General features: G+C 43.5%; 22 protein-coding genes. 6 read left to right on the top strand and 16 right to left on the bottom strand.

What is annotated here, in order from left to right; genetic code table 11:
• Window positions 1-90 precede the first annotated feature (90 nt).
• Window positions 91-1,521, bottom strand: a complete 1,431-nt coding sequence (locus C8N29_RS06540) for a DegQ family serine endoprotease (protein ID WP_107865249.1) — start codon at window positions 1,519-1,521, stop codon at window positions 91-93.
• 241 nt (window positions 1,522-1,762) lie between these two features.
• Window positions 1,763-2,185: a SoxR reducing system RseC family protein gene (locus C8N29_RS06545; protein ID WP_170106915.1), complete on the bottom strand. Its 423-nt coding sequence runs from the start codon at window positions 2,183-2,185 to the stop codon at window positions 1,763-1,765.
• Between the two features lie 490 nt (window positions 2,186-2,675).
• On the opposite strand from C8N29_RS06545, the gene nadB reads away from it, so the two are divergent.
• Together nadB and C8N29_RS06555 are read left to right on the top strand one after the other, a co-directional pair.
• Window positions 2,676-4,277 (top strand): L-aspartate oxidase, encoded by a 1,602-nt coding sequence (gene nadB / locus C8N29_RS06550; RefSeq protein WP_107865251.1) that lies wholly within the window; start codon window positions 2,676-2,678, stop codon window positions 4,275-4,277.
• A 6-nt stretch (window positions 4,278-4,283) separates the two neighbouring features.
• Complete coding sequence (locus C8N29_RS06555) at window positions 4,284-4,781, top strand: hypothetical protein (RefSeq protein ID WP_107865252.1); 498 nt, start codon at window positions 4,284-4,286, stop codon at window positions 4,779-4,781.
• Between the two features lie 91 nt (window positions 4,782-4,872).
• Here the strand turns inward: C8N29_RS06555 and C8N29_RS06560 are convergent, their stop codons facing one another.
• Entirely contained in the window at window positions 4,873-5,316 is a 444-nt protein-coding gene (locus C8N29_RS06560) for a protein YgfX (protein ID WP_107865253.1), read from the bottom strand.
• Window positions 5,285-5,551: an FAD assembly factor SdhE gene (locus C8N29_RS06565; RefSeq protein ID WP_107865254.1), complete on the bottom strand. Its 267-nt coding sequence runs from the start codon at window positions 5,549-5,551 to the stop codon at window positions 5,285-5,287. Before C8N29_RS06565 ends, C8N29_RS06560 begins: the two co-directional genes overlap by 32 nt.
• Window positions 5,552-5,676: 125 nt before the next feature.
• On the opposite strand from C8N29_RS06565, the gene ygfZ reads away from it, so the two are divergent.
• A complete protein-coding gene (gene ygfZ, locus C8N29_RS06570) occupies window positions 5,677-6,600 on the top strand; it encodes a CAF17-like 4Fe-4S cluster assembly/insertion protein YgfZ (protein WP_170106916.1) in 924 nt (307 codons plus the stop codon).
• Between the two features lie 11 nt (window positions 6,601-6,611).
• Here ygfZ and C8N29_RS06575 read toward each other — a convergent pair whose 3' ends face one another.
• The 6 genes from C8N29_RS06575 to C8N29_RS06600 all read right to left on the bottom strand — a co-directional run bounded on the left by C8N29_RS06575 (window position 6,612) and on the right by C8N29_RS06600 (window position 12,165).
• On the bottom strand, window positions 6,612-8,297 hold the full coding sequence (locus C8N29_RS06575; RefSeq protein ID WP_107865256.1) for an NAD-binding protein: 1,686 nt from the start codon (window positions 8,295-8,297) through the stop codon (window positions 6,612-6,614).
• Window positions 8,297-8,677, bottom strand: coding sequence for a DUF6394 family protein (locus C8N29_RS06580; protein WP_107865257.1), 381 nt, complete (start codon window positions 8,675-8,677; stop codon window positions 8,297-8,299). The genes C8N29_RS06575 and C8N29_RS06580 overlap by 1 nt, the downstream gene beginning before the upstream one ends.
• A 126-nt stretch (window positions 8,678-8,803) precedes the next feature.
• Complete coding sequence (locus C8N29_RS06585) at window positions 8,804-9,421, bottom strand: class I SAM-dependent methyltransferase (protein WP_107865258.1); 618 nt, start codon at window positions 9,419-9,421, stop codon at window positions 8,804-8,806.
• A gap of 135 nt (window positions 9,422-9,556) precedes the next feature.
• Complete coding sequence (locus tag C8N29_RS06590) at window positions 9,557-10,657, bottom strand: enoyl-CoA hydratase/isomerase family protein (RefSeq protein WP_107865259.1); 1,101 nt, start codon at window positions 10,655-10,657, stop codon at window positions 9,557-9,559.
• Window positions 10,654-11,367 (bottom strand): uracil-DNA glycosylase, encoded by a 714-nt coding sequence (gene ung, locus C8N29_RS06595; protein WP_107865260.1) that lies wholly within the window; start codon window positions 11,365-11,367, stop codon window positions 10,654-10,656. Before ung ends, C8N29_RS06590 begins: the two co-directional genes overlap by 4 nt.
• Window positions 11,368-11,463: 96 nt before the next feature.
• Window positions 11,464-12,165 carry a TetR/AcrR family transcriptional regulator gene (locus C8N29_RS06600; RefSeq protein WP_107865261.1) on the bottom strand — a complete coding sequence of 234 codons (702 nt, stop codon included), beginning with the start codon at window positions 12,163-12,165 and terminating at the stop codon, window positions 11,464-11,466.
• 135 nt (window positions 12,166-12,300) lie between these two features.
• Between C8N29_RS06600 and C8N29_RS06605 the strand changes: the two genes are divergently transcribed.
• From C8N29_RS06605 to C8N29_RS06615, 3 genes are all read left to right on the top strand, one after another.
• Window positions 12,301-12,621, top strand: a complete 321-nt coding sequence (locus C8N29_RS06605) for a hypothetical protein (protein ID WP_107865262.1) — start codon at window positions 12,301-12,303, stop codon at window positions 12,619-12,621.
• 1 nt (window position 12,622) lies between these two features.
• Window positions 12,623-13,348 (top strand): glycerophosphodiester phosphodiesterase, encoded by a 726-nt coding sequence (locus tag C8N29_RS06610; protein ID WP_107865263.1) that lies wholly within the window; start codon window positions 12,623-12,625, stop codon window positions 13,346-13,348.
• Window positions 13,349-13,997: 649 nt separating this feature from the next.
• A complete protein-coding gene (locus C8N29_RS06615) occupies window positions 13,998-14,477 on the top strand; it encodes a DUF4188 domain-containing protein (protein WP_107865264.1) in 480 nt (159 codons plus the stop codon).
• Window positions 14,478-14,519: 42 nt separating this feature from the next.
• Here the strand turns inward: C8N29_RS06615 and sugE are convergent, their stop codons facing one another.
• The 6 genes from sugE to C8N29_RS06645 all read right to left on the bottom strand — a co-directional run bounded on the left by sugE (window position 14,520) and on the right by C8N29_RS06645 (window position 18,778).
• A complete protein-coding gene (gene sugE, locus C8N29_RS06620; protein ID WP_107865265.1) occupies window positions 14,520-14,840 on the bottom strand; it encodes a quaternary ammonium compound efflux SMR transporter SugE in 321 nt (106 codons plus the stop codon).
• Window positions 14,841-14,844: 4 nt separating this feature from the next.
• Window positions 14,845-15,081, bottom strand: a complete 237-nt coding sequence (gene nqrM, locus C8N29_RS06625) for a (Na+)-NQR maturation NqrM (RefSeq protein WP_107865266.1) — start codon at window positions 15,079-15,081, stop codon at window positions 14,845-14,847.
• Window positions 15,078-16,106 carry an FAD:protein FMN transferase gene (locus tag C8N29_RS06630; protein WP_107865267.1) on the bottom strand — a complete coding sequence of 343 codons (1,029 nt, stop codon included), beginning with the start codon at window positions 16,104-16,106 and terminating at the stop codon, window positions 15,078-15,080. The genes nqrM and C8N29_RS06630 overlap by 4 nt, the downstream gene beginning before the upstream one ends.
• A gap of 121 nt (window positions 16,107-16,227) precedes the next feature.
• A complete protein-coding gene (nqrF, locus tag C8N29_RS06635; protein ID WP_338025956.1) occupies window positions 16,228-17,436 on the bottom strand; it encodes an NADH:ubiquinone reductase (Na(+)-transporting) subunit F in 1,209 nt (402 codons plus the stop codon).
• 41 nt (window positions 17,437-17,477) lie between these two features.
• Window positions 17,478-18,095 carry an NADH:ubiquinone reductase (Na(+)-transporting) subunit E gene (gene nqrE / locus C8N29_RS06640; protein WP_107865269.1) on the bottom strand — a complete coding sequence of 206 codons (618 nt, stop codon included), beginning with the start codon at window positions 18,093-18,095 and terminating at the stop codon, window positions 17,478-17,480.
• A gap of 11 nt (window positions 18,096-18,106) precedes the next feature.
• A complete protein-coding gene (locus tag C8N29_RS06645; protein ID WP_107865270.1) occupies window positions 18,107-18,778 on the bottom strand; it encodes an NADH:ubiquinone reductase (Na(+)-transporting) subunit D in 672 nt (223 codons plus the stop codon).
• Window position 18,779 lies beyond the last annotated feature (1 nt).

The raw sequence follows: 18,779 nt of genomic DNA on the forward strand, positions 1-18,779 counted from the left end.
CTGATGAGGAGACGTCGCTTTTTATCGGTCAAATACGGGAGGGGTTTGGCAGTATCTAGGTGCTTGCTAGGTCAGCAAGCACCCCATTCCTTATTGTGCTTTAGACTTTTCCTTTTTATCGGTCTTTTCAGAGGCTTCTAAACGAATGGCCATGATGCGCGGTTGTCCATTGCGATTGATAACAATCGGCACAGGTTTGTTGGCAACTATTTTTTTTGCAATCTTTAAGAACTCTTGCGTATCTTTAACCACTTGACCGTTCAAACGCACAATCACGTCATTGGGTAAAATGCCTGCATCTGCGGCAGCACCATCATCGGCCAAACGTAATACTAAAACGCCTGACTCCAACTTTAACTGTACTTTTTCTTGTTCTGTTAAGTTACGAATACCAATCCCCAAACTATTCAGGTCGGGTTCAGCGGCTTTTTCAGGGGTATCAGCTTCGTCATCAGGTAAGGTAGCCACGGCAAACGGTACATCGAGCTTTTTACCTTCACGCAGTACGGTTAAGGGGTAAGTTTTGCCGACTTTGGCTCGGCCAATCATTTGTGGCAACTCCGAAGACAATCCAATATCTTGGCCATTAAAAGCAATAATAACATCCCCTTCTTTTAAGCCTGCTTTATCGGCGGGAGTGTCTGGTAAAACTTTAGCCACCAATGCGCCCGCAGGTTTAGCAAGGCCATAGGCCTCTGCTAAGTCACGGTCAATATCTTGAATAACAACGCCTAAATAGCCGCGAGATACTTTGCCTTTTTCTTTGAGCTGGTCAACCACATCCATCGCAACATCAATAGGAATAGCAAACGCCAAGCCCATATACCCGCCCGAACGGCTATAAATCTGTGAATTAATACCCACCACATCGCCGTCGGCATTAAAGAGTGGCCCGCCCGAATTACCTGGATTAATCGCGACATCCGTTTGAATAAAAGGGACATACGATTCGTTAGGTAGCGCGCGTGACTTTGCACTTACAATCCCTGCGGTGGCGGAATAATCAAAACCAAAAGGCGAACCAATGGCAAGTACAGGCTGCCCTACCTTTAACTTATCGGGATTACCAATTTGTACCACAGGTAAATTGTCGGCTTTAATTTTGAGCAAGGCAACATCGGTACGTTCGTCAGTTCCAATCACTTCGGCTTCTAATTCCCGACGGTCATTTAACTTAACGACCACCTTATCGGCATGGTCAACCACATGATTATTGGTTAATACATAACCGTCTTTGGAAATAATAAAGCCCGAACCAAAAGACTGACGGTCACGCGGTTGTGGCGCATAGCCAAAATCGTCACCAAAAAAACGTCTAAAAATTTCAGGGACTTGTTGCTGTTGTTGTAGGCTTCTTTTTTTAGCTTTGGTTGATGCACTGATATTAACCACTGCTTTAGCATTTTTATCGACTAACTCAGAAAAATCGACAACGGCTGTTGCTGCCCATGTTGCTTGTATGCCTGTTACACACACTAACGCTAAAACCCAACGTCGCGTTGTCAAAGATGGTGATGACATAATGTTATTTGCTCCAGCATTAAATCGTTAATTGACTGAACCAAAGCAATATAAAGCACTGTTTTATATTACTTTTATAATTTGAAATGCACACTCTTGAACGCCGAATATGCTTACTATAACCCGAGATGGTGTCTGGCCTAAAAATTAAAAGGATTGTTGGCTGGGTGCTATGAGGCTTTTGTAACTAAGTGCAGTATTTTGTCAAACTGCGTACCCAATAGAATGGGCTTTGTAACAATTATGGACTCAGTTTTTCTTTTTTATAGGTGACGATAGGTAATTGTGGATGGCCTTGTAGATAATGACTCATCATACAACCCGTTGCAAAGCCCAGTACTGCCCCCAAAATAGCGGCGCCTTCACCAGCCCAATATTGCCCAATCAGTGCCAATAATACACAGATGCTTAATGGCAACACATACAACCATCCGACGGCTTGCCATAATTGATGTTCAGGAATAGCGACAATTACGTCGTCACCAGAAGCCAAACTCAGCGTCGTGCTGGCTTCTAAGTAATGCACCGACGCGTTGTTCATGAATGCCAGTTTATTTGCACCACAACCCTGCTGACACGACTGACAACTCGTTTGCCTAAACACTTCAAGTTGAACTGTGGTGGCTGATAATACAGACACCACACGCGCATTTTGCTCAATCACAGTTGGCTCACTTATTATCCAGACTCCGCTAAGATTAGGGCTAACGCCTAAGCATCCGACACGCAGCGGCTATAAGCTGCATTAGTAGACAAGATAATATTACGCTCAGTGCGTCATCTGACTCAAGATATTCATAATGACAGATAAAGTTTAGGATTTTGATATGAATAAATAGAAACACCAACTTACTGTACGATTGTACAACATATAGCGTATACTGATAAAAATAAGGCCAGCATCGTATTCTTGTATAAGACAAGATAGCTAAATGTACTGTTGTACCTAAATCCTATATTCTATACTTTCAAATGCTTAGAGTTTGTCGAGATGTTTGCGTCGCTTGGACAGAAGCAAACAAAGGCTAAAACAGGTAAAAACACCTGTTACTCGCTGAAATGAGTTCTATTTTTAAGAGCTGTTCCGCCCTGTTTTTGATACAGAGAGATGCGCAGCTTATTTTTGCCCATAATGATGATGGTTTAATGACACCATGAAAGATTTTGACTATGACGTGCTGATTATTGGCAGTGGCGCTGCGGGTTTAACCTTAGCACTCAATTTGCCCACCTCCTTAAAAATAGCCGTTCTCTCAAAAGCCGAACTGACCGAAGCCAGCACCTATTATGCGCAAGGTGGTGTTGCCGCCGTCATTGATGAGACAGATACCATTGATAGCCATATTCAAGATACCTTAGTGGCGGGAGCAGGCTTGTGCCATGCTGATGCGGTCAGTTTTACCGTAGAACACGGAGCAAAAGCGATTCAGTGGTTGGTTGACCAAGGCGTACGTTTTACACTCGATGAAACCGACCATTTACATTTGACGCGTGAAGGCGGCCACTCACACCGTCGTATTATTCATGCGGCAGATACCACAGGTATGGCTATTTCTACGACCTTAGTGAATCGTGTCAAAAGTTGTGCGCATATCGACTTGTTAGTGAATCGTGTCGCGGTTGATTTAATTACCAGTAAAAAACTCGGCTTAGACGAAGACAATCGGGTCTTGGGTGCCTATGTACTCAATCAACATTCGGGACAAGTGGAATTATTTAAGTCACGTTTTGTTGCTTTAGCCACAGGCGGTGCCAGTAAAGCCTATTTTTATACCTGTAATCCTGATATTGCCACAGGTGATGGTATTGCGATGGCGTGGCGTGCAGGCTGTCGGGTGGCCAATATGGAGTTTAATCAATTTCATCCGACGAGTTTGTATCATCCACAATCTAAAGCCTTTTTGGTTACAGAGGCTATGCGTGGCGAAGGGGCAATTTTACGCCTGCCTGATGGCGAACGTTTTATGCCCCGTTTTGATTCGCGTGCCGAACTAGCTCCCCGCGATATTGTTGCGCGCGCCATTGACTTTGAAATGAAACGCTTGGGTATTCGTTGTGTCTATTTAGACATTACCCACAAAGACCCCGAATTTATTATTAGTCACTTTCCAAATATCCATAAAACTTGTCTAAGCTACGGTATTGATATCACCAAAGATTGGATTCCCGTTGTCCCTACCGCCCACTTTACCTGCGGCGGCGTGATGGTCAATTTACAAAGTGAAACGGATATCAAAAATCTCTATGCGATTGGCGAAACCTCATTTACAGGTTTACACGGGGCTAACCGTATGGCGAGCAACTCCTTATTAGAATGTTTTGTCTTTGCGATGGCAGCCGCGCGGGATATTGAACAGCGTTTAAGTCACACTGCCCCGCCTCCTGCTTGCCCGTTATGGGATGAGTCGCAAGTGCGCAACTCCGATGAAGATGTCGTCATTTTGCATAATTGGGACGAGTTGCGTCGTTTTATGTGGGACTATGTAGGTATTGTGCGTACCGATAAACGTCTACAACGGGCATTACGCCGCATAGAATTACTGAAAAGTGAAATTAGCGAGTATTACAGCAATTACAAAGTGTCGTCCAATTTACTGGAGCTGCGTAATTTAGTGTTGGTGAGTGAGTTAATTGTGCGTTCTGCCCTCGCACGTAAAGAGTCGCGTGGCCTACATTACACGTTAGATTATCCGCAAATGAATAGCGGTCTAGTGGATACTGTGTTAGTACCACCTGAGTTTTTAGTGGAGACATAGAATATTATGGCGCTATTTGCTAATGCGTTACTTACTGTGCTTATTATTGGTTTAATCATAGCATTCTTTATTATACGGTATTCCATCACAACCGAGCTTGAGAGCCGATTACAAAAAGCTAGTCTGATTGCGCCATTTATTCATGGGAGCGTTGTTAAGAGCTATTTTAAGTATCCAGCAGGGAGTCCTTTAGTTGAGACTGTTGTTATTCAAGGTAAATGGCGACAATATGACACCAATATTATCTTATATCCCTCTTATTTTAAAATCAGTATTCTTTTTTCAAAATTAAGTAATCGTGGCTTTTGGTTTGTTAGCTTCCCAAAAACGGTTGATAACAACATTATCTGGGCTCATAAATGCTTATTACGTTTTTGTAAGTATGACGACTTCTTAAATACTGACGATATCTTTACACCTAGCAAACTTTTTCCTGTATTCACCAAACTAGAGCAAGAAGCAAATAAATTAATAATCACCCACTCACCTAAACCTAGTCTCTAAACGCCGATAGTTATTCTTATCCCTGTTGTCAAGCAAGATAGCCATCATATAAGGGAAACTATTTTTTGAGTGTTGATAGCTTAACACCGACTTACCAGTCAAATAGCCTTAAAGGGTGCAGCGCACTCAAACGTAATCGTGCTTGTAAACGCCTGTAGTGATTAGCAGAAACACTGTCAGGAAAAATAACGACGCTATAATGCGTGCCTAAATTGGGCTCTTGATAATGCAATACGATTAAATAACGCCATACCGTCTGCGCGTGTAAGTTGACTTTGATACGTTGTCCCTGCCTTAAAATAATCCACCAGTCTTTGTCATCTGCTTGCACAGCGTGAATCTGGTAGGGCGAGACTCTAAAGCCTAAGCCAGTGATACAAACCAACAATACCCATGCCCCACCCGCAATAACCTGACACCACGTTGGCAAGTGCGCACAATAAATAGCAATGGCCGCTAGAATAAACGCTCCAACGACTATCGCTCGATGCCAATATGACGGTTTAAGCGTCGTGTCCAGTGCCCAAACGCTCATGAAACACCTGAATAATATGCACTAGGTCGGGGTCTTCGGGGTGTTCATAGCCCATAAACCACGCTAATAAATCGGGGTCTTCACATTTAATTAACTTGGCTACCATCGCTTGTTCATTAGCTGGTAATGATAAATAATGGTCACGCATAAATGGCTCAAAAAATACATCTAACTCTTTTAAGCCGCGTCGTGCGCGCCAAAACATGGCACGTTCAGCATCGGTCAATTCACGCATTTTTTATCTCGCTGATTTTATTTATCTATTATATCATGACTCTATATCCACTTTGTCAAAAACCATCGCCACACTGACGCTGTCCTCTGTGTTGCATGATGCTGTGTCTTACCGAGATAAATCCTATGTCCGCATTACAAATTATTCGGCTCGATAATGAGCATATTTTTACGATTCATGGCGTTGATGCGCATAAATTTTTGCAAGGGCAAACCACAACCGATATCCAGACATTAACCCCGCAACATGCGTGCTTAGGGGGCTATGCTAACTTAAAGGGGCGTTTGGTGTTCAGTTTTAACGCTGTCGAATGGCCAGCACAACATATTCAGTTGTTGGTTGACCGCGAACTATCGACCACAGCGCAAAACACCTTAAAAAAATATATGGTTTTTTCTAAAGCCCAACTGACTGAAGCCCCCTTAGTCGCTTTTGGCGTAATGGGAACAGCGGCCTATGAGCATTTACATGCTATCTGTGGTGATTGCCCGACCGACACTCGACACACCTATAGCACAGCCGAATGGAGTATTACCCGACTACACGGTGAACATCGTTGGCTGATTTTAGTCACCGCTGATGCAGCAGAAAGTTTATGGTCTCAACTGAACGTAGCCGCGACGGTTGCAACACTCAATGACTGGCGGCTGGCACAAATTCGGGCAGGAGAAACCCCTGTCTTGGCACAAACGAGTGAGCTTTATCAGCCGCAAGAACTGAACTATCTGAATTTAGACGCGATTAGCTACAACAAAGGCTGTTATACAGGCCAAGAAATTATTGCTCGTTTATATTTTAGGGGCAAACTCAAACAATGGGCACACCGCTTTAGCGTACAAACAGCGCACTTACCTGCGCTCAATACCCCCTTGTATGATAGAGAAGGTCAGAGTCAGGGACATGTTGTGCTTGCGGCACAAGCGAGTCCAGATACGGTAGAGCTTTTAGCGATTGCTCGTCACGACAAAGTCAGCCATCTGTTTTTGGGTGAAGAGAAAAAATCCTTGGATGTGCTTGATTTGCCTTATGTGGTCGCCATGAAAGATTGAACTGAGCACCATCAGGATTTCATTTTTTGTGCTAACCAACGCCACATTAAGCCATCAGGGCGGTCAATATTATCAATCACATAGGATAAGACTTGTTCGTCCCGCAGGCTAATTTCAAAACGGTATTGCATGCTGGGCGCCCCCGCTAACAGTAAGCGGTCATTAGGCAGAATCATGATGTCCTCTTCGACAGGTGCGGGTATAAAGCGTCCACCACGCATGATGGCCACGATATAAACAGGTAAGCGTTGGTCACGGTCGCGGTTATCACGCACCAAATCTAAAAAGCGAATTTGACGCTTTTGGCACAACCAAGAAAAAATGGCAGGGGCTTCGTCAAAATTGATACAAACTTCCCAAATACGGGTATTGTCGTCGGGCAAGGCGTGTAACAAACGTTGAATATCTAGAGCGGGAATTTGCGGGATATGGTCATAAAAAACAGGCAATAGGTTGGACGTCATCGCCGCCAAACATTGGCGCGCCACCATCACACTGGGCACCATGAGCATGTCTGGCTTTAGGGCTTGAAACAGCAAGGCACTATGGTCATCGTTTTGCCGAAGAATCACATAAATATCAGGGTTTACCTGCCGAGCTAAAGCGACTAGTGCCAAATTACGGGTATCATCGCCAGTCGCCACCACGATACCTGCGGCATAAGGCAAATGGGCATCGCGTAACTCATCTAATTCATCTTGCCAAATACCCTCGATATCCTTAGGCGACAGATTGAGCAATGTCGGGTCAATGGGCGTGCAAGGGCGGCCTGTTTCGCTCAACGCATCGACCACTAATTTGCCAAAACGACCATAACCACAAATAATCCATTGCCCTTCTGGACAATCGCGCGTGGTCAACCGACTCGTGCTATGTGTCGGTGTGAGATGGGTAAATAATTGGTGAGCTTGTGGATTTAATAATAATAAACGCAGCTCGTCGGTAAAAACCTTAAAAGGGTTAATTAACATATCTGTGCCAAAGGCAAGCGCACTTTCGGCAATACTGGGTGTTTCTGAACGACAATACACAGGGACATACGGATTTAACACCCGTGTGGCCGCCGCAATCCCTAAATTTGTCGCGTCATCAGAGGTTAAGGCCAATACTCCTGCTAATTCAGGATGGGATAAGCCTGCTGCCATGAGGACTTCAGCATCTCTGGCATCCGCTAATAAAGCAGGAATACTCAATCCGTGGTCATGTAACTCCAACTCAAACATTTCTTGTTCGCGTTTTTCTAAGACCACCACACGCTGGCCAGCGTGCCCCAAACGGTCACACAACATTGCGCCCGTTTGCCCATAACCACACATCAACCAAAATGGCTCACGAATCCGTTTGACACTGCGGCTAAAACTCCCTCGCTTCATGGCTTCCAAAAACGTTCTATCTTGCGCCAAAGACATAATAGCTGCCAATAACCAAGCCCAATTTACTACCGACAAATAAATACAAAACGTTACCCACATCCGTTGTAAATTATTGAAGGCATAAGGAATTTCACCAAAACCGATGGTTGTCGCGGTATAACTCATAAAATAAAAAGCATGAAACCAACTCATTGGCACAGGATTCCCCTGCCCATCTGTTCCTTCAATCAATACTAAGCCCGTGACACTGATGGTATAGGTCATAATCAGCGCAATAATCGGGAAACGCAGGCGGCGTAGCGCAATAAAAAATGCCGTGTTCATTAGCGACGAAACATCACAGTTTCAGCAATCAACAAAATCAGCGATACAAAGTTAGCCAACATCGCGCCCCCTGCCAATGATACGATACTGGCCATCGCGCTGGGCGTCATTTGCCCCACCACTTGTGTCTGATATCCCCAAAAAATGGCAGCAGCGACTAGTTGTAATACGGCCACTAAACTGGTCGCTAATTGGGTAGCCCCCATGTGCGAACGGTCGCCAAACTTGAGCGATGTTGCAATCAAATTGACCACTAATGCAGCGACAAACTCCCCAATATGATGTAAATCGGGATTACTGATATCGCCAATAAAAAAACCGAAGTTGAGCGTGGCAGCAAGCACAATAAAAAAGGCAAATACGACTTTTTCTAGATTCATTTTATTTCTCGTAATAGTATATTGTCATTTCAAGATAGGCTTCGACTCCGCTTAGCCACCACGATTTGACTCAACCAGCGTTTAGAAGCTCCCTGAGCGTAGTCGAAGGGATAATTTAGGTACACTTCAAGACTTAATCGCCACACCTTGAATAATACAGCCACCCACCGAGACTAATTTAGGATGCTGAAAACGCTCAATTTTCTCAAAGCTAAAACCTGCTTGTTTAATGGTGGCTTCTGTATCCCGATTTAACTGACAACCACACGCTACATGTTTCCATGCAGGATTAATGGCATCTTGGCAACGTGCTAACCAAGGTTTTGGTGCACGCACGTGTTCCAAAAACAATAACTGGCCATTGGGTTTTAAGACTCGATAGGCTTCTTGCAAAGCTAATAAAGGATTAGGAATGGTGCATAACACCAAACACATAATCACCGTATCAAAACTGTTATCAGCGAAATCTAACTGATGAGCATCACCCACTGCCAACTTAACCACTGCTTGTGAAGGTGCTTTTTTGACCATCAGCTCGGCTTTTTTTAGCATGGGCAACTCAGGTTCAATGCCAATAATTTCGCTCGCATCACTGCCATAAAACGGTAAATTTGCACCTGTACCAATGCCAATTTCTAAAACTCGCCCCTTAGCTAAGGCAATGGTTTGCTGACGTTGTGGTTTTAAGGGTTTGGTTGCCACATCTAAGACCACAGGAAAAATATAATCTGCATAAAAAGACATTTTTATTCTCTATCAATCATGTAACAACAGACCAACAAGCGGAGTTGACGTATCAATTGCTAGTTTCGACTCCGCTCAACTAACACTGCTCCCTGAGCTTGGCCAGCCCTGACAGTCGAAGGGTCGAAGGGCATTCTACAAATCTGCCAAAGGATGTTCAGGCCACAAACTTTGATAATGGCCATCTAACCATGCTTCGGTCACTTGCTCAATGGTTGCAGGTTGCCATTGTGGATGTTGGTCTTTATCCACCAATAAGGCACGTACACCTTCAATAAAATCTGGATGACGCGCACATTGCACCGATAAAGTTAACTCTTGTCGAAAACAATCGGCTAAACTTTGTGTGCTGCCCTGCTGCCACTGACGATAAATTAACGCAGCACTGGTTGGTGAACCACGCTTTAAGGTGTTTGCTGCTTTATCAAGCCAAGCATTGTTACTCGGCTGAATAAGCTGTTGATACAGCTCCAGCAAATTATTAGTTTGGGTGCGTTGCTCAATATCCGCTTGCGCTAAAGCTAATTGACCTTGAGGCAGTTCTTTAAGAGCCAATTGGTCTAAGAGTTGACTGATTTGTTGTGGATGTTGTTGTCTATCTTTCGCCCACTCAATCAAGGCTAATTGTTCAAGCACTTGTTGACGTGCCGAGCTTGGCAAGGCATGGCTAGCAAACCCAGTTTGTAGGGCATCCGACGCGTTAATTTGCGCGCCTGTCATACCCAAAAACAAACCCACTTGGCCTAAACGTGCCAAAAACCACGAGCCACCGACATCAGGATACAAACCAATGGTTATTTCGGGCATCGCCAAACGGGATGTTTCAGTAACAATACGGTGTGATGCCCCTGCCAACAAGCCGATGCCACCACCCATAACAAAACCTGTCGCCCAAACAATAAACGGTTTTGGGAATTGATGAATCAAGTAATCTAAACGATATTCGGCACTAAAAAAATCAACTGCCGTTTTATCATCAATGCCATGTTCACGCACTGCGACACAAATCTTTTTAACATCACCACCTGCACAAAAGGCTTTTTCACCTGCCCCCTGTAAAACGACCGCCACCACATTGTCATCTTTTGCCCATTGTTGCAGTTGTGGATACAACAACTCAATCATAGGTAAATTTAATGAGTTTAAGGTTTTTTCACTATTTAGTTGCGCAATGGCAATTTTTTTACCCTTGGTGGAGGTTAATTCACTAAATAAAACAGGTGCTAAAGAACTCATACAGGTAATGCCCAATTAATTGGCTCTAAACCATGTTCTGCTAAATACGCATTGGTCTGAGAAAAATGTTTGCAACCAAAAAAACCACCACGATTGGCAGCCATTGGCGATGGATGGGTCGCTTTTAGCACTAAATGCTTATGGGTATCAATGTGCTGCCCCTTCTTTTGGGCATAACTTCCCCAAAGCAAGAAGACTAAATTTTCACATTGCTCATTTAATACTTTAATAATTTCATCCGTAAATAACTCCCAACCACGACCTTGATGTGAGGCAGGTTGGCCAGCTTCTACAGTCAGTACACTGTTAAGTAATAACACCCCTTGTGTCGCCCATGAGCTTAAGTCGCCATGACGAACAGGCTGCGCGCCCACATCATTAAACAACTCACGATAAATATTTTGCAAAGACGGTGGTACTGCCACCCCACGACGCACAGAAAAACACAAACCATGGGCTTGACCCACGCCATGATAAGGGTCTTGCCCTAAAATCACGACTTTGACTTGTGACAAGGGCGTGGTATTTAAGGCATTAAAATATTCGCCTGCGGGGGGATAAATGGTTTTACCTAATTTTTTTTGCTCGGCTAAAAATTGACGCAAATTACTCATATACGGCTGTAAAAAAGCAGGTGCAAGTACCGTTTTCCATGAATCATGGAGTTGTATCCGCGCGAGTGCTTCTTGCTGCTCTGCCGTTAATTCCATCGGCAAGGAAAGAGGAGTCATTCGTTCTAATATCCTAAAAATAGAGTGACACTATGATGATGTTTTTAGTAGACCCACAGCACCTTCATCGTCTGTTTATTCATACAATCGGCAAATTGCTCGCACTTGATGCATTAGCAATTGCTTCATGGCTTGACGGTCATAATTACCTACTGGACGCAAAAAGCCATCTATTTCTAAATGGCGAATCGTCATTAAAATCAAACGCCCAGATTCGGCTGGTTTATCAACCCCAATCAGTTCTAACATTTTGGTGACATCTCGCAAAACGCTATTACTATAATCTAAGGCTAAACCGTGCAAACGCTCATCTTGTAACACGGCATACCAAAAGGCTTGTTCAATCATCAGCTTATCACGATGATTTTTAAGCCTATCTATTAAATCATCTATCGCCACATCCACAATATAGTCAATCACTTGCGGCAACACTTGCTGTAAATTTGTACCCGAATATAATGGAAAATTGACGAGCAACCACTCGTGTACTTTTAGCCAAAACGGATTGACGAAGTTTTCCATGACATCTTTTGCATAAAGCGTTAAAGCATCTGCCAATAAGTCATGAATATCCTTAAAATAGTAAGTAGTTGCTGATAACGGGACATCCGCTTCTAATGCGACAGCACGGTGACGTACCCCACGTACACCATCACGCACCATGACCCGTAATGCGGCTTGTAATATCGCCAATCGCCGTTGCTCACTACTTTGACGAGCAGGCTTACGACCATGATAAGAAGACTTAGAAACTTTCGTGACAGGAGTTGCAGACATGAATGTAAAACGCTAAAAAACAACTTAAAAAAATGGCTTTTGTCTTGGCCGTTGAATTGAGTTATGCAGTCCTTGAATAAACGCCGCTAACTCTCTAATATGGCTGAAAATATAACATATTCGCCGAGGCGCGACATGAAAAACTGGCTTTTAATCCCTGTAACTTTAATTTCGTTTAATATTGCCCAAGCTGCTGACATGCCACCCCAAGGCATGAGCATGGCTAAAGTAGAAAAACAGTTTGGCACACCGAGCAAAAAACTGAGCGCAGTGGGCAAACCACCCATCACACGTTGGGTATATCCCAGCTATACTGTTGTCTTTGAGTATAAGCATGTCGTACAAAGCGTAAAAATGGTACAAGACACTCCTATTAGCGTACCAAGTTCACCTACACCCGCCCCCAGTACCGCCCCTAACGAAGCCACGATTAGCGTAGAAGTACAAACGAAATAACATGGATATTATTGGTCATCGCGGTGCACGTGGCGAAGCCCCCGAAAATACACTGAGCGGCTTTTATTACTTACGCGATTTAGGTATCTCGCGGGTTGAATTTGATATTCAAGTCGCAGGTGATGGCCAATTGATTGTGATTCACGACGACATACTTGAGCGCACGACAAATCATCATGGCAGCATTAAAGACGTTGACAGTGATGCTCTCTTCAATGTAGACGCGACTCGCCATTTATTTCCTGATTGGCCAATCCGTGAGGGGGTGCCAACCCTGCGTCAAGTATTGGCAGTTTTAGCCGATTTTGAACATTTACAACTGGAAGTCAAAGCCAAAACCCTAGCGGATTGCCAAGCTGTTGTTCAGCAACTTCCTGAACTGTGGCAACCTTTTGGCAAACGAGCAGTCACTACTTCTTTTAATGTAGACTATTTACGCATGATGCAAGCGCATCACCCACATATTCCACGGGGTTTACTGGTCGAGCGCCATTTTGTCGGTGATATGATAGGCTTAGCTAAACAGTTAGAATGTTCTCTAATTGCCCCACATCATAGTTTATTAACCAACATATTGATTGACAGTGCCCATCAACAAGGCTTAGTGGTTTCGACATGGACAGTTAATGATACCCAACGGATGCAAGATTTAGCAGCAATGGGATTGGATAGTTTAATTACCGATTATCCGAGTATGGCCTTAAAACATTTATACCCTACCCCCTGAGTCAATAAGTTGCTGCTGAAGCAGACATAAGGGTTCACTCTCTTTTACAAAAAGTTTCTCATCTTGATTAACTCAAAAGTGGACAGTCACAGAGGGATACATGGAGTTTAGTCATGCAAAAAACCTTCATTCTTATTATGTTAAGCAGTCTGTTCACAGGATGTCATACCACTATTCGCCCTTATAATAGGGTCATTGGTTATCAAATATTATCAAGCAGTCCAGATAAAATATAAATTGCCTATACGATAGAACAATTAACCTCGTGGGAAAGGCTTGTTAAAAGCATCACGTCTGTTTGCGCCAAGGCATATTCAGTACCCAGTAGCCGCGTCTCTATTACAGAGATAGAGCGAAAGTTATTTAGCCAAGATGTTTATACACGTATCGCTATCCCAACCGTCACATCTATTGCAGGTGCTATAGATAAAAGTATGCCAGCCTACCAATCAAACACCGTGTATGAAGAAGTGATGGAGCCAACACCTCTCAGAAAGATGACGGTACTATGTACACTCCGTCCTTAAATCAACGTGTACAAAACGATACCTACACGCTTAACTTTCAGATATATTGAGAGTATCCCTACGATAGATGCCCAATCTCTCGGCAGGAAATCTATATCACATGATGCAGTAGAGCGTGTTTGATGATTAAACAAGAACGTCTAAGTACAACGCTAGAAGGGGATTTTGTTGTTTTTCTGATTGGCATGCGGATTAATAACCCCCTGTTAATTCATAAATGGTTACCTGTTGCGCGCGCGATGCCACGTATGTTAGAGGAACTACGTCGCCAACCCGAACTTGGTTTGCTCCATGCAGACATGTGGTTTGCACGAAATATTCTGGTCGTACAATACTGGCGCTCCATCGAACAATTATTGGCCTATGCCAAAAATAAAGAAGCAGAACATTTACCTGCGTGGCGTCTGTTTAACAAAACAATTGGTACCGACGGTACGGTGGGCATTTGGCACGAAACTTATAAAGTATCTGCTGGCAACTACGAAAATGTGTATGTCAATATGCCGCCTTTTGGTTTGGGTAAAGTAGGCATATTGCAACCCGCTACGCATGGCCGAGAATCTGCGGCGGGACGTTTGAAGCGTAGCGAAGCTCAATCCTAAGTCCAACACATAATATGTAGTGCTGCGAAATTTAGGTCACGGTTAATGCCCACTGGTAAACTTTAGGCCTAAAATCCCTGCCACAATCACTAAAATACACAAAATACGGGCAATATCGCGTGGTTCATTAAACAAAATCATACCGCAAATGGCGGCACCTACTGCACCAATACCTGTCCAAATAGCATAACTTGTACCTAAGGGTAAGGTTTTTTGGGCTAAGGCTAAAAAATAAACCGATGCTGCCATACCCAAGACACAAAAAACGGATGGCCATAATTTGGTAAAGCCTTCGGTGTACTTCATCGTCACTGCCCATTGCACTTCTAATACCCCTGCAATGAGCAAATAAATCCACGCCATGATGTTAGTCCTTATGCTGCATTGCATCTTTAATTACGGGGTTTGCTGCTGTCTGGTTGGTAGATTTATTGGTTTCACATTTTTGCGTATCACCACCGCACACAGGACAGTCTCTGTCGCCCATCACTCTATTTAAGCCGCCACATGTGCCTTTTAATGGCTCTTTCCCCATCAAGACACCGACGGCCATCAATAACATCATGGCAACAATGGCAATTAAACAGACAAAAAATAAGCTCATTTAGGCGCTACTCCGATATAAGGCTTAAAGGCGGTGCTATAGACTTCCTTAAAGCCCGTTTCAGTTTTTACTAAAAAATAGACTGCGATGTGCAGTTGCTCAGCCAGAGGCAGGCCTTCTTCTGCACCTAAGGCATTTAATGCCGTTGCCCATGCATCTGCATAAGCAGCCTTTTGATGATTAAATACAACCGTCGTTGATACAGTTTTGTGCTGAATGGGTTTAGCCGTACGGGGGTCAATGGTATGCGAATAACGCACACCGTCTATTTCATGATAATTACGATACGACCCTGAGGTCGAAACTACCGTCTGTTGTTGTCCTAAAGCCAATATACGCTCGGGTAAACCACTGCCATCCGGCTTTTCGACAGCAATTTGCCATGTTTGACCATTAGGTTTTAAGCCCTGTGTTTTTAATGTCCCCGCTACCGAGAGCATATAGCTGTTAACCTGATACTTAGCCAAGACCTTTTCTAACTCATCAACACCCACCCCTTCACCCAAGGAGGATAAATTCAAAAACACCTCTTTTTGGCGTTGCGCTTGATGAGTTTGTAGATTTAATAATACCGATTGCCAACCTACTTTTTGTCGAGCCTGATTGATTTCTGCTTGGCTTGGGGTATGTGTGGGTACCGCTTGTTTACCGAATCCCCATAAATCAACCAATGCGCCAACAGTCACGTCATAAACCCCTTGGGTTGCGGCACTGACGGTTAAAGAAGTTTGAATACTATTCAATAACATCGGGCTCAGTTGTTGCCATTGCCCAATAGGGCTACGGTTGAACTTCATCAATTCAGTATCGTTTTGATACGTAGACAAGACCTTATTAGCCTTATCTAAACTCACTTGCAGCTCTTGTTGTAATTGTTGTGCATTGACTTGTGAGGGCAAAGTATCAATTTTGGCTGCCCACGGCATACTATAATAAGCCACCCCTGAAAAGCTGACAGGTTCTTTGGGAGCGGTCGAACAGCTCACTACACTCAAACTTAATAAAGCAATCAACAAACTACGCATAAGCCATCTAATACCCTATAACTTGGGCAGCAGTATCAAAGGATGTTTTGCGAAACTCAAGACTAAATTTGTTGTCAAAAATAAAGGCGCATTTCTGCGCCTTTATTTTGAGAAACTCAGTTTAACCACCAAAATCGTCTAACATGATATTTTCGCGGTCAACACCCAAGTCTAATAACATTTTAATCACCGCTGCGTTCATCATTGGTGGGCCACACATATAAAACTCACAATCTTCGGGAGCTTGGTGATTTTTGAGGTAATTTTCAAACAATACGTTATGAATAAAACCTGTATAACCTGTCCAATTATCTTCGGGTTGTGGTTCGGATAAGGCTAAATGCCATTCAAAATTCGGGTTATCTTTGGCTAATTGGTCGTATTCATCAGCATAAAACGTTTCGCGTAATGAACGTGCACCATACCAAAAACTGATTTTACGGTCAGTTTTGATGCGTTTTAATTGGTCAAAAATATGTGAACGCATCGGTGCCATCCCTGCACCACCACCAATAAAGACCATCTCAGCTTTGGTTTCACGGGCAAAAAACTCACCAAATGGCCCAAATACAGTCACTTTGTCGCCTTTCTTTAAGTTAAATACCCAAGACGACATTTTACCTGCAGGCACATCATGTAACTGACGTAAAGGCGGTGTAGCAATACGAATATTGAACTTTAACAAGCCTTTTTCTTCTGGATAATTAGCCATCGAATAGGCACGAATGGTTTGTTCAGTTGTTTTTGACTTGACATCAAACAACTTAAACTTTTCCCAATCTTCACGGTATTCAGGTTGAATATCAAAGTCCCTATAGGTATTTTCGTAGGCAGGGGCTTCGAGCTGCATATAACCGCCTGCACGGAAATGTACATCTTCACCCTCAGGTAATTTTAATACCAATTCTTTAATAAACGTGGCGACATTATCGTTAGAAATAACTTCACATTCCCAGCGCTTAACGCCAAAAAACTCTTCATCTAATTCAATTTTAAGGTCTTGCTTGACGGCCAACTGACAGCCTAAACGCCAACCTTCGCGAATTTCACGTTTGGTAAAGTGCGGCTCTTCGGTGGGAAGAATATCTCCCCCCCCTGCTTTTACTTTGACTTTACATTGGCCACACGTACCGCCACCACCACAGGCTGAGGACAGAAATAGCTTTTCTTCGGCCAGTGTTTGTAATAATTTGCCACCAGATGCTACTTCGATGCGTTTTTCGGGGTCATCATTGATATCAATACTGACTGTCCCTGCAGACACTAATTTTGAGCGCGCTGCTAAGATGAAGGCCACCAGAACTAATACCGTTCCTGTAAACATCACCATACTTAAAATAATAATGAGCTGTTCAGACACAAGACTGCTCCTTATAACTTAATGCCAGAAAAGGACATGAAGCCTAACGCCATCAAGCCAGCCGAAATAAAGGTGATGCCTAAACCTTGTAACCCTGCGGGGACATCACTGTATTTTAATTTTTCGCGCACAGCGGCAATTAATACAATCGCTAACGCCCAACCGCCACCAGAACCTAAGCCATACACCACACTTTCGCTAAAGTTATAGTCACGTTGCTGCATAAATAATGCACCACCTAACACTGCACAGTTCACGGTAATCAGCGGCAAATAAATGCCCAACGCATTGTAGAGCGATGGCAAATATTTATCACAGGCCATTTCAATCACTTGTACAAGCGCGGCAACCGTACAGATGTAACTCATTAAACTTAAAAAAGATAAGTCTATGGCCGATGCGCCAGACATACCTGTCCACTCTAATGCGCCTTCTTTTAGCAGATATTGCCACAACAAATTATTGGCAGGTACGGTCAAGGTTTGAACAAAAACGACAGCAATGCCCAAAGAAATCGCCGTTTGGATTTTTTTGGAAATCGCTAAAAAAGTACACATCCCCAAAAAGAACGATAAAGCCATGTTTTCAATAAACACCGCTTTAGTAAATAAACTTAAATAATGTTCCATCTACTGGCTCCTCAATGATGCGCTTGCGCTTTACTTTGTGGGGCTATTTTGAACTCGGTACTTTCTTGCTGGTCGGTTTTCCATGAGCGTAACGCCCAAATGACTAAACCAATTAAGAAGAAAGCCGAAGGTGGCAACAGCAACAAACCATTAGGAACATACCATCCGCCATTATTCACAGTTTGTAGGATAGTTACCCCAAAAATAGTGCCCGACCCAAACAACTCACGGAAAAAGGCCAGTAACATTAATAACGCTGAATATCCCAAGCCATTACCAAAACCATCGACAAAACTAATGACAGGTGGATTTTTCATGGCAAAGGCTTCTAAACGTCCCATCACAATACAGTTGGTGATAATCAGCCCCACAAATACCGACATTTGTTTGGCAATTTCAGGTACAAAGGCTTGCAATAACTGGTCAACAATAATCACAAGGGTTGCCACAATCACCATTTGCACAATAATACGAATGGAGTTGGGAATAATGTTACGGATAATACTGATAAAAAAATTAGAAAAAGCCGTGACTAGGGTCAAGCCTATCGACATGGCTAACGCATTTTTCATGCTACTGGTCACCGCCAATGCGGAGCAAATACCAAGTACCTGAAAAATCACAGGATTGGTATTCAAAATTGGCCCTAAGAGTATCTCTTTGGTACTATGTTGTTCGGCCATG

Source organism: Agitococcus lubricus, from assembly GCF_003051055.1.
GTDB lineage: Bacteria > Pseudomonadota > Gammaproteobacteria > Pseudomonadales > Moraxellaceae > Agitococcus > Agitococcus lubricus.

Bases quoted from the DNA above. Each gene is read 5' to 3' on its own strand.
- nqrE (WP_107865269.1), bottom strand. From the start codon at position 18,095: ATGGAACATTATTTAAGTTTATTTACTAAAGCGGTGTTTATTGAAAAC.
- C8N29_RS06590 (WP_107865259.1), bottom strand. From the start codon at position 10,657: ATGAGTTCTTTAGCACCTGTTTTATTTAGTGAATTAACCTCCACCAAG.
- ygfZ (WP_170106916.1), top strand. From the start codon at position 5,677: ATGTCCGCATTACAAATTATTCGGCTCGATAATGAGCATATTTTTACG.
- C8N29_RS06645 (WP_107865270.1), bottom strand. From the start codon at position 18,778: ATGGCCGAACAACATAGTACCAAAGAGATACTCTTAGGGCCAATTTTG.
- nqrM (WP_107865266.1), bottom strand. From the start codon at position 15,081: ATGAGCTTATTTTTTGTCTGTTTAATTGCCATTGTTGCCATGATGTTA.
- nadB (WP_107865251.1), top strand. From the start codon at position 2,676: ATGAAAGATTTTGACTATGACGTGCTGATTATTGGCAGTGGCGCTGCG.
- ung (WP_107865260.1), bottom strand. From the start codon at position 11,367: ATGGAATTAACGGCAGAGCAGCAAGAAGCACTCGCGCGGATACAACTC.
- nqrF (WP_338025956.1), bottom strand. From the start codon at position 17,436: ATGGTGATGTTTACAGGAACGGTATTAGTTCTGGTGGCCTTCATCTTA.
- C8N29_RS06610 (WP_107865263.1), top strand. From the start codon at position 12,623: ATGGATATTATTGGTCATCGCGGTGCACGTGGCGAAGCCCCCGAAAAT.
- sugE (WP_107865265.1), bottom strand. From the start codon at position 14,840: ATGGCGTGGATTTATTTGCTCATTGCAGGGGTATTAGAAGTGCAATGG.
- C8N29_RS06560 (WP_107865253.1), bottom strand. From the start codon at position 5,316: ATGAGCGTTTGGGCACTGGACACGACGCTTAAACCGTCATATTGGCAT.
- C8N29_RS06600 (WP_107865261.1), bottom strand. From the start codon at position 12,165: ATGTCTGCAACTCCTGTCACGAAAGTTTCTAAGTCTTCTTATCATGGT.
- C8N29_RS06580 (WP_107865257.1), bottom strand. From the start codon at position 8,677: ATGAATCTAGAAAAAGTCGTATTTGCCTTTTTTATTGTGCTTGCTGCC.
- C8N29_RS06585 (WP_107865258.1), bottom strand. From the start codon at position 9,421: ATGTCTTTTTATGCAGATTATATTTTTCCTGTGGTCTTAGATGTGGCA.
- C8N29_RS06540 (WP_107865249.1), bottom strand. From the start codon at position 1,521: ATGTCATCACCATCTTTGACAACGCGACGTTGGGTTTTAGCGTTAGTG.
- C8N29_RS06565 (WP_107865254.1), bottom strand. From the start codon at position 5,551: ATGCGTGAATTGACCGATGCTGAACGTGCCATGTTTTGGCGCGCACGA.
- C8N29_RS06575 (WP_107865256.1), bottom strand. From the start codon at position 8,297: ATGAACACGGCATTTTTTATTGCGCTACGCCGCCTGCGTTTCCCGATT.
- C8N29_RS06555 (WP_107865252.1), top strand. From the start codon at position 4,284: ATGGCGCTATTTGCTAATGCGTTACTTACTGTGCTTATTATTGGTTTA.
- C8N29_RS06615 (WP_107865264.1), top strand. From the start codon at position 13,998: ATGATTAAACAAGAACGTCTAAGTACAACGCTAGAAGGGGATTTTGTT.
- C8N29_RS06630 (WP_107865267.1), bottom strand. From the start codon at position 16,106: ATGCGTAGTTTGTTGATTGCTTTATTAAGTTTGAGTGTAGTGAGCTGT.
- C8N29_RS06605 (WP_107865262.1), top strand. From the start codon at position 12,301: ATGAAAAACTGGCTTTTAATCCCTGTAACTTTAATTTCGTTTAATATT.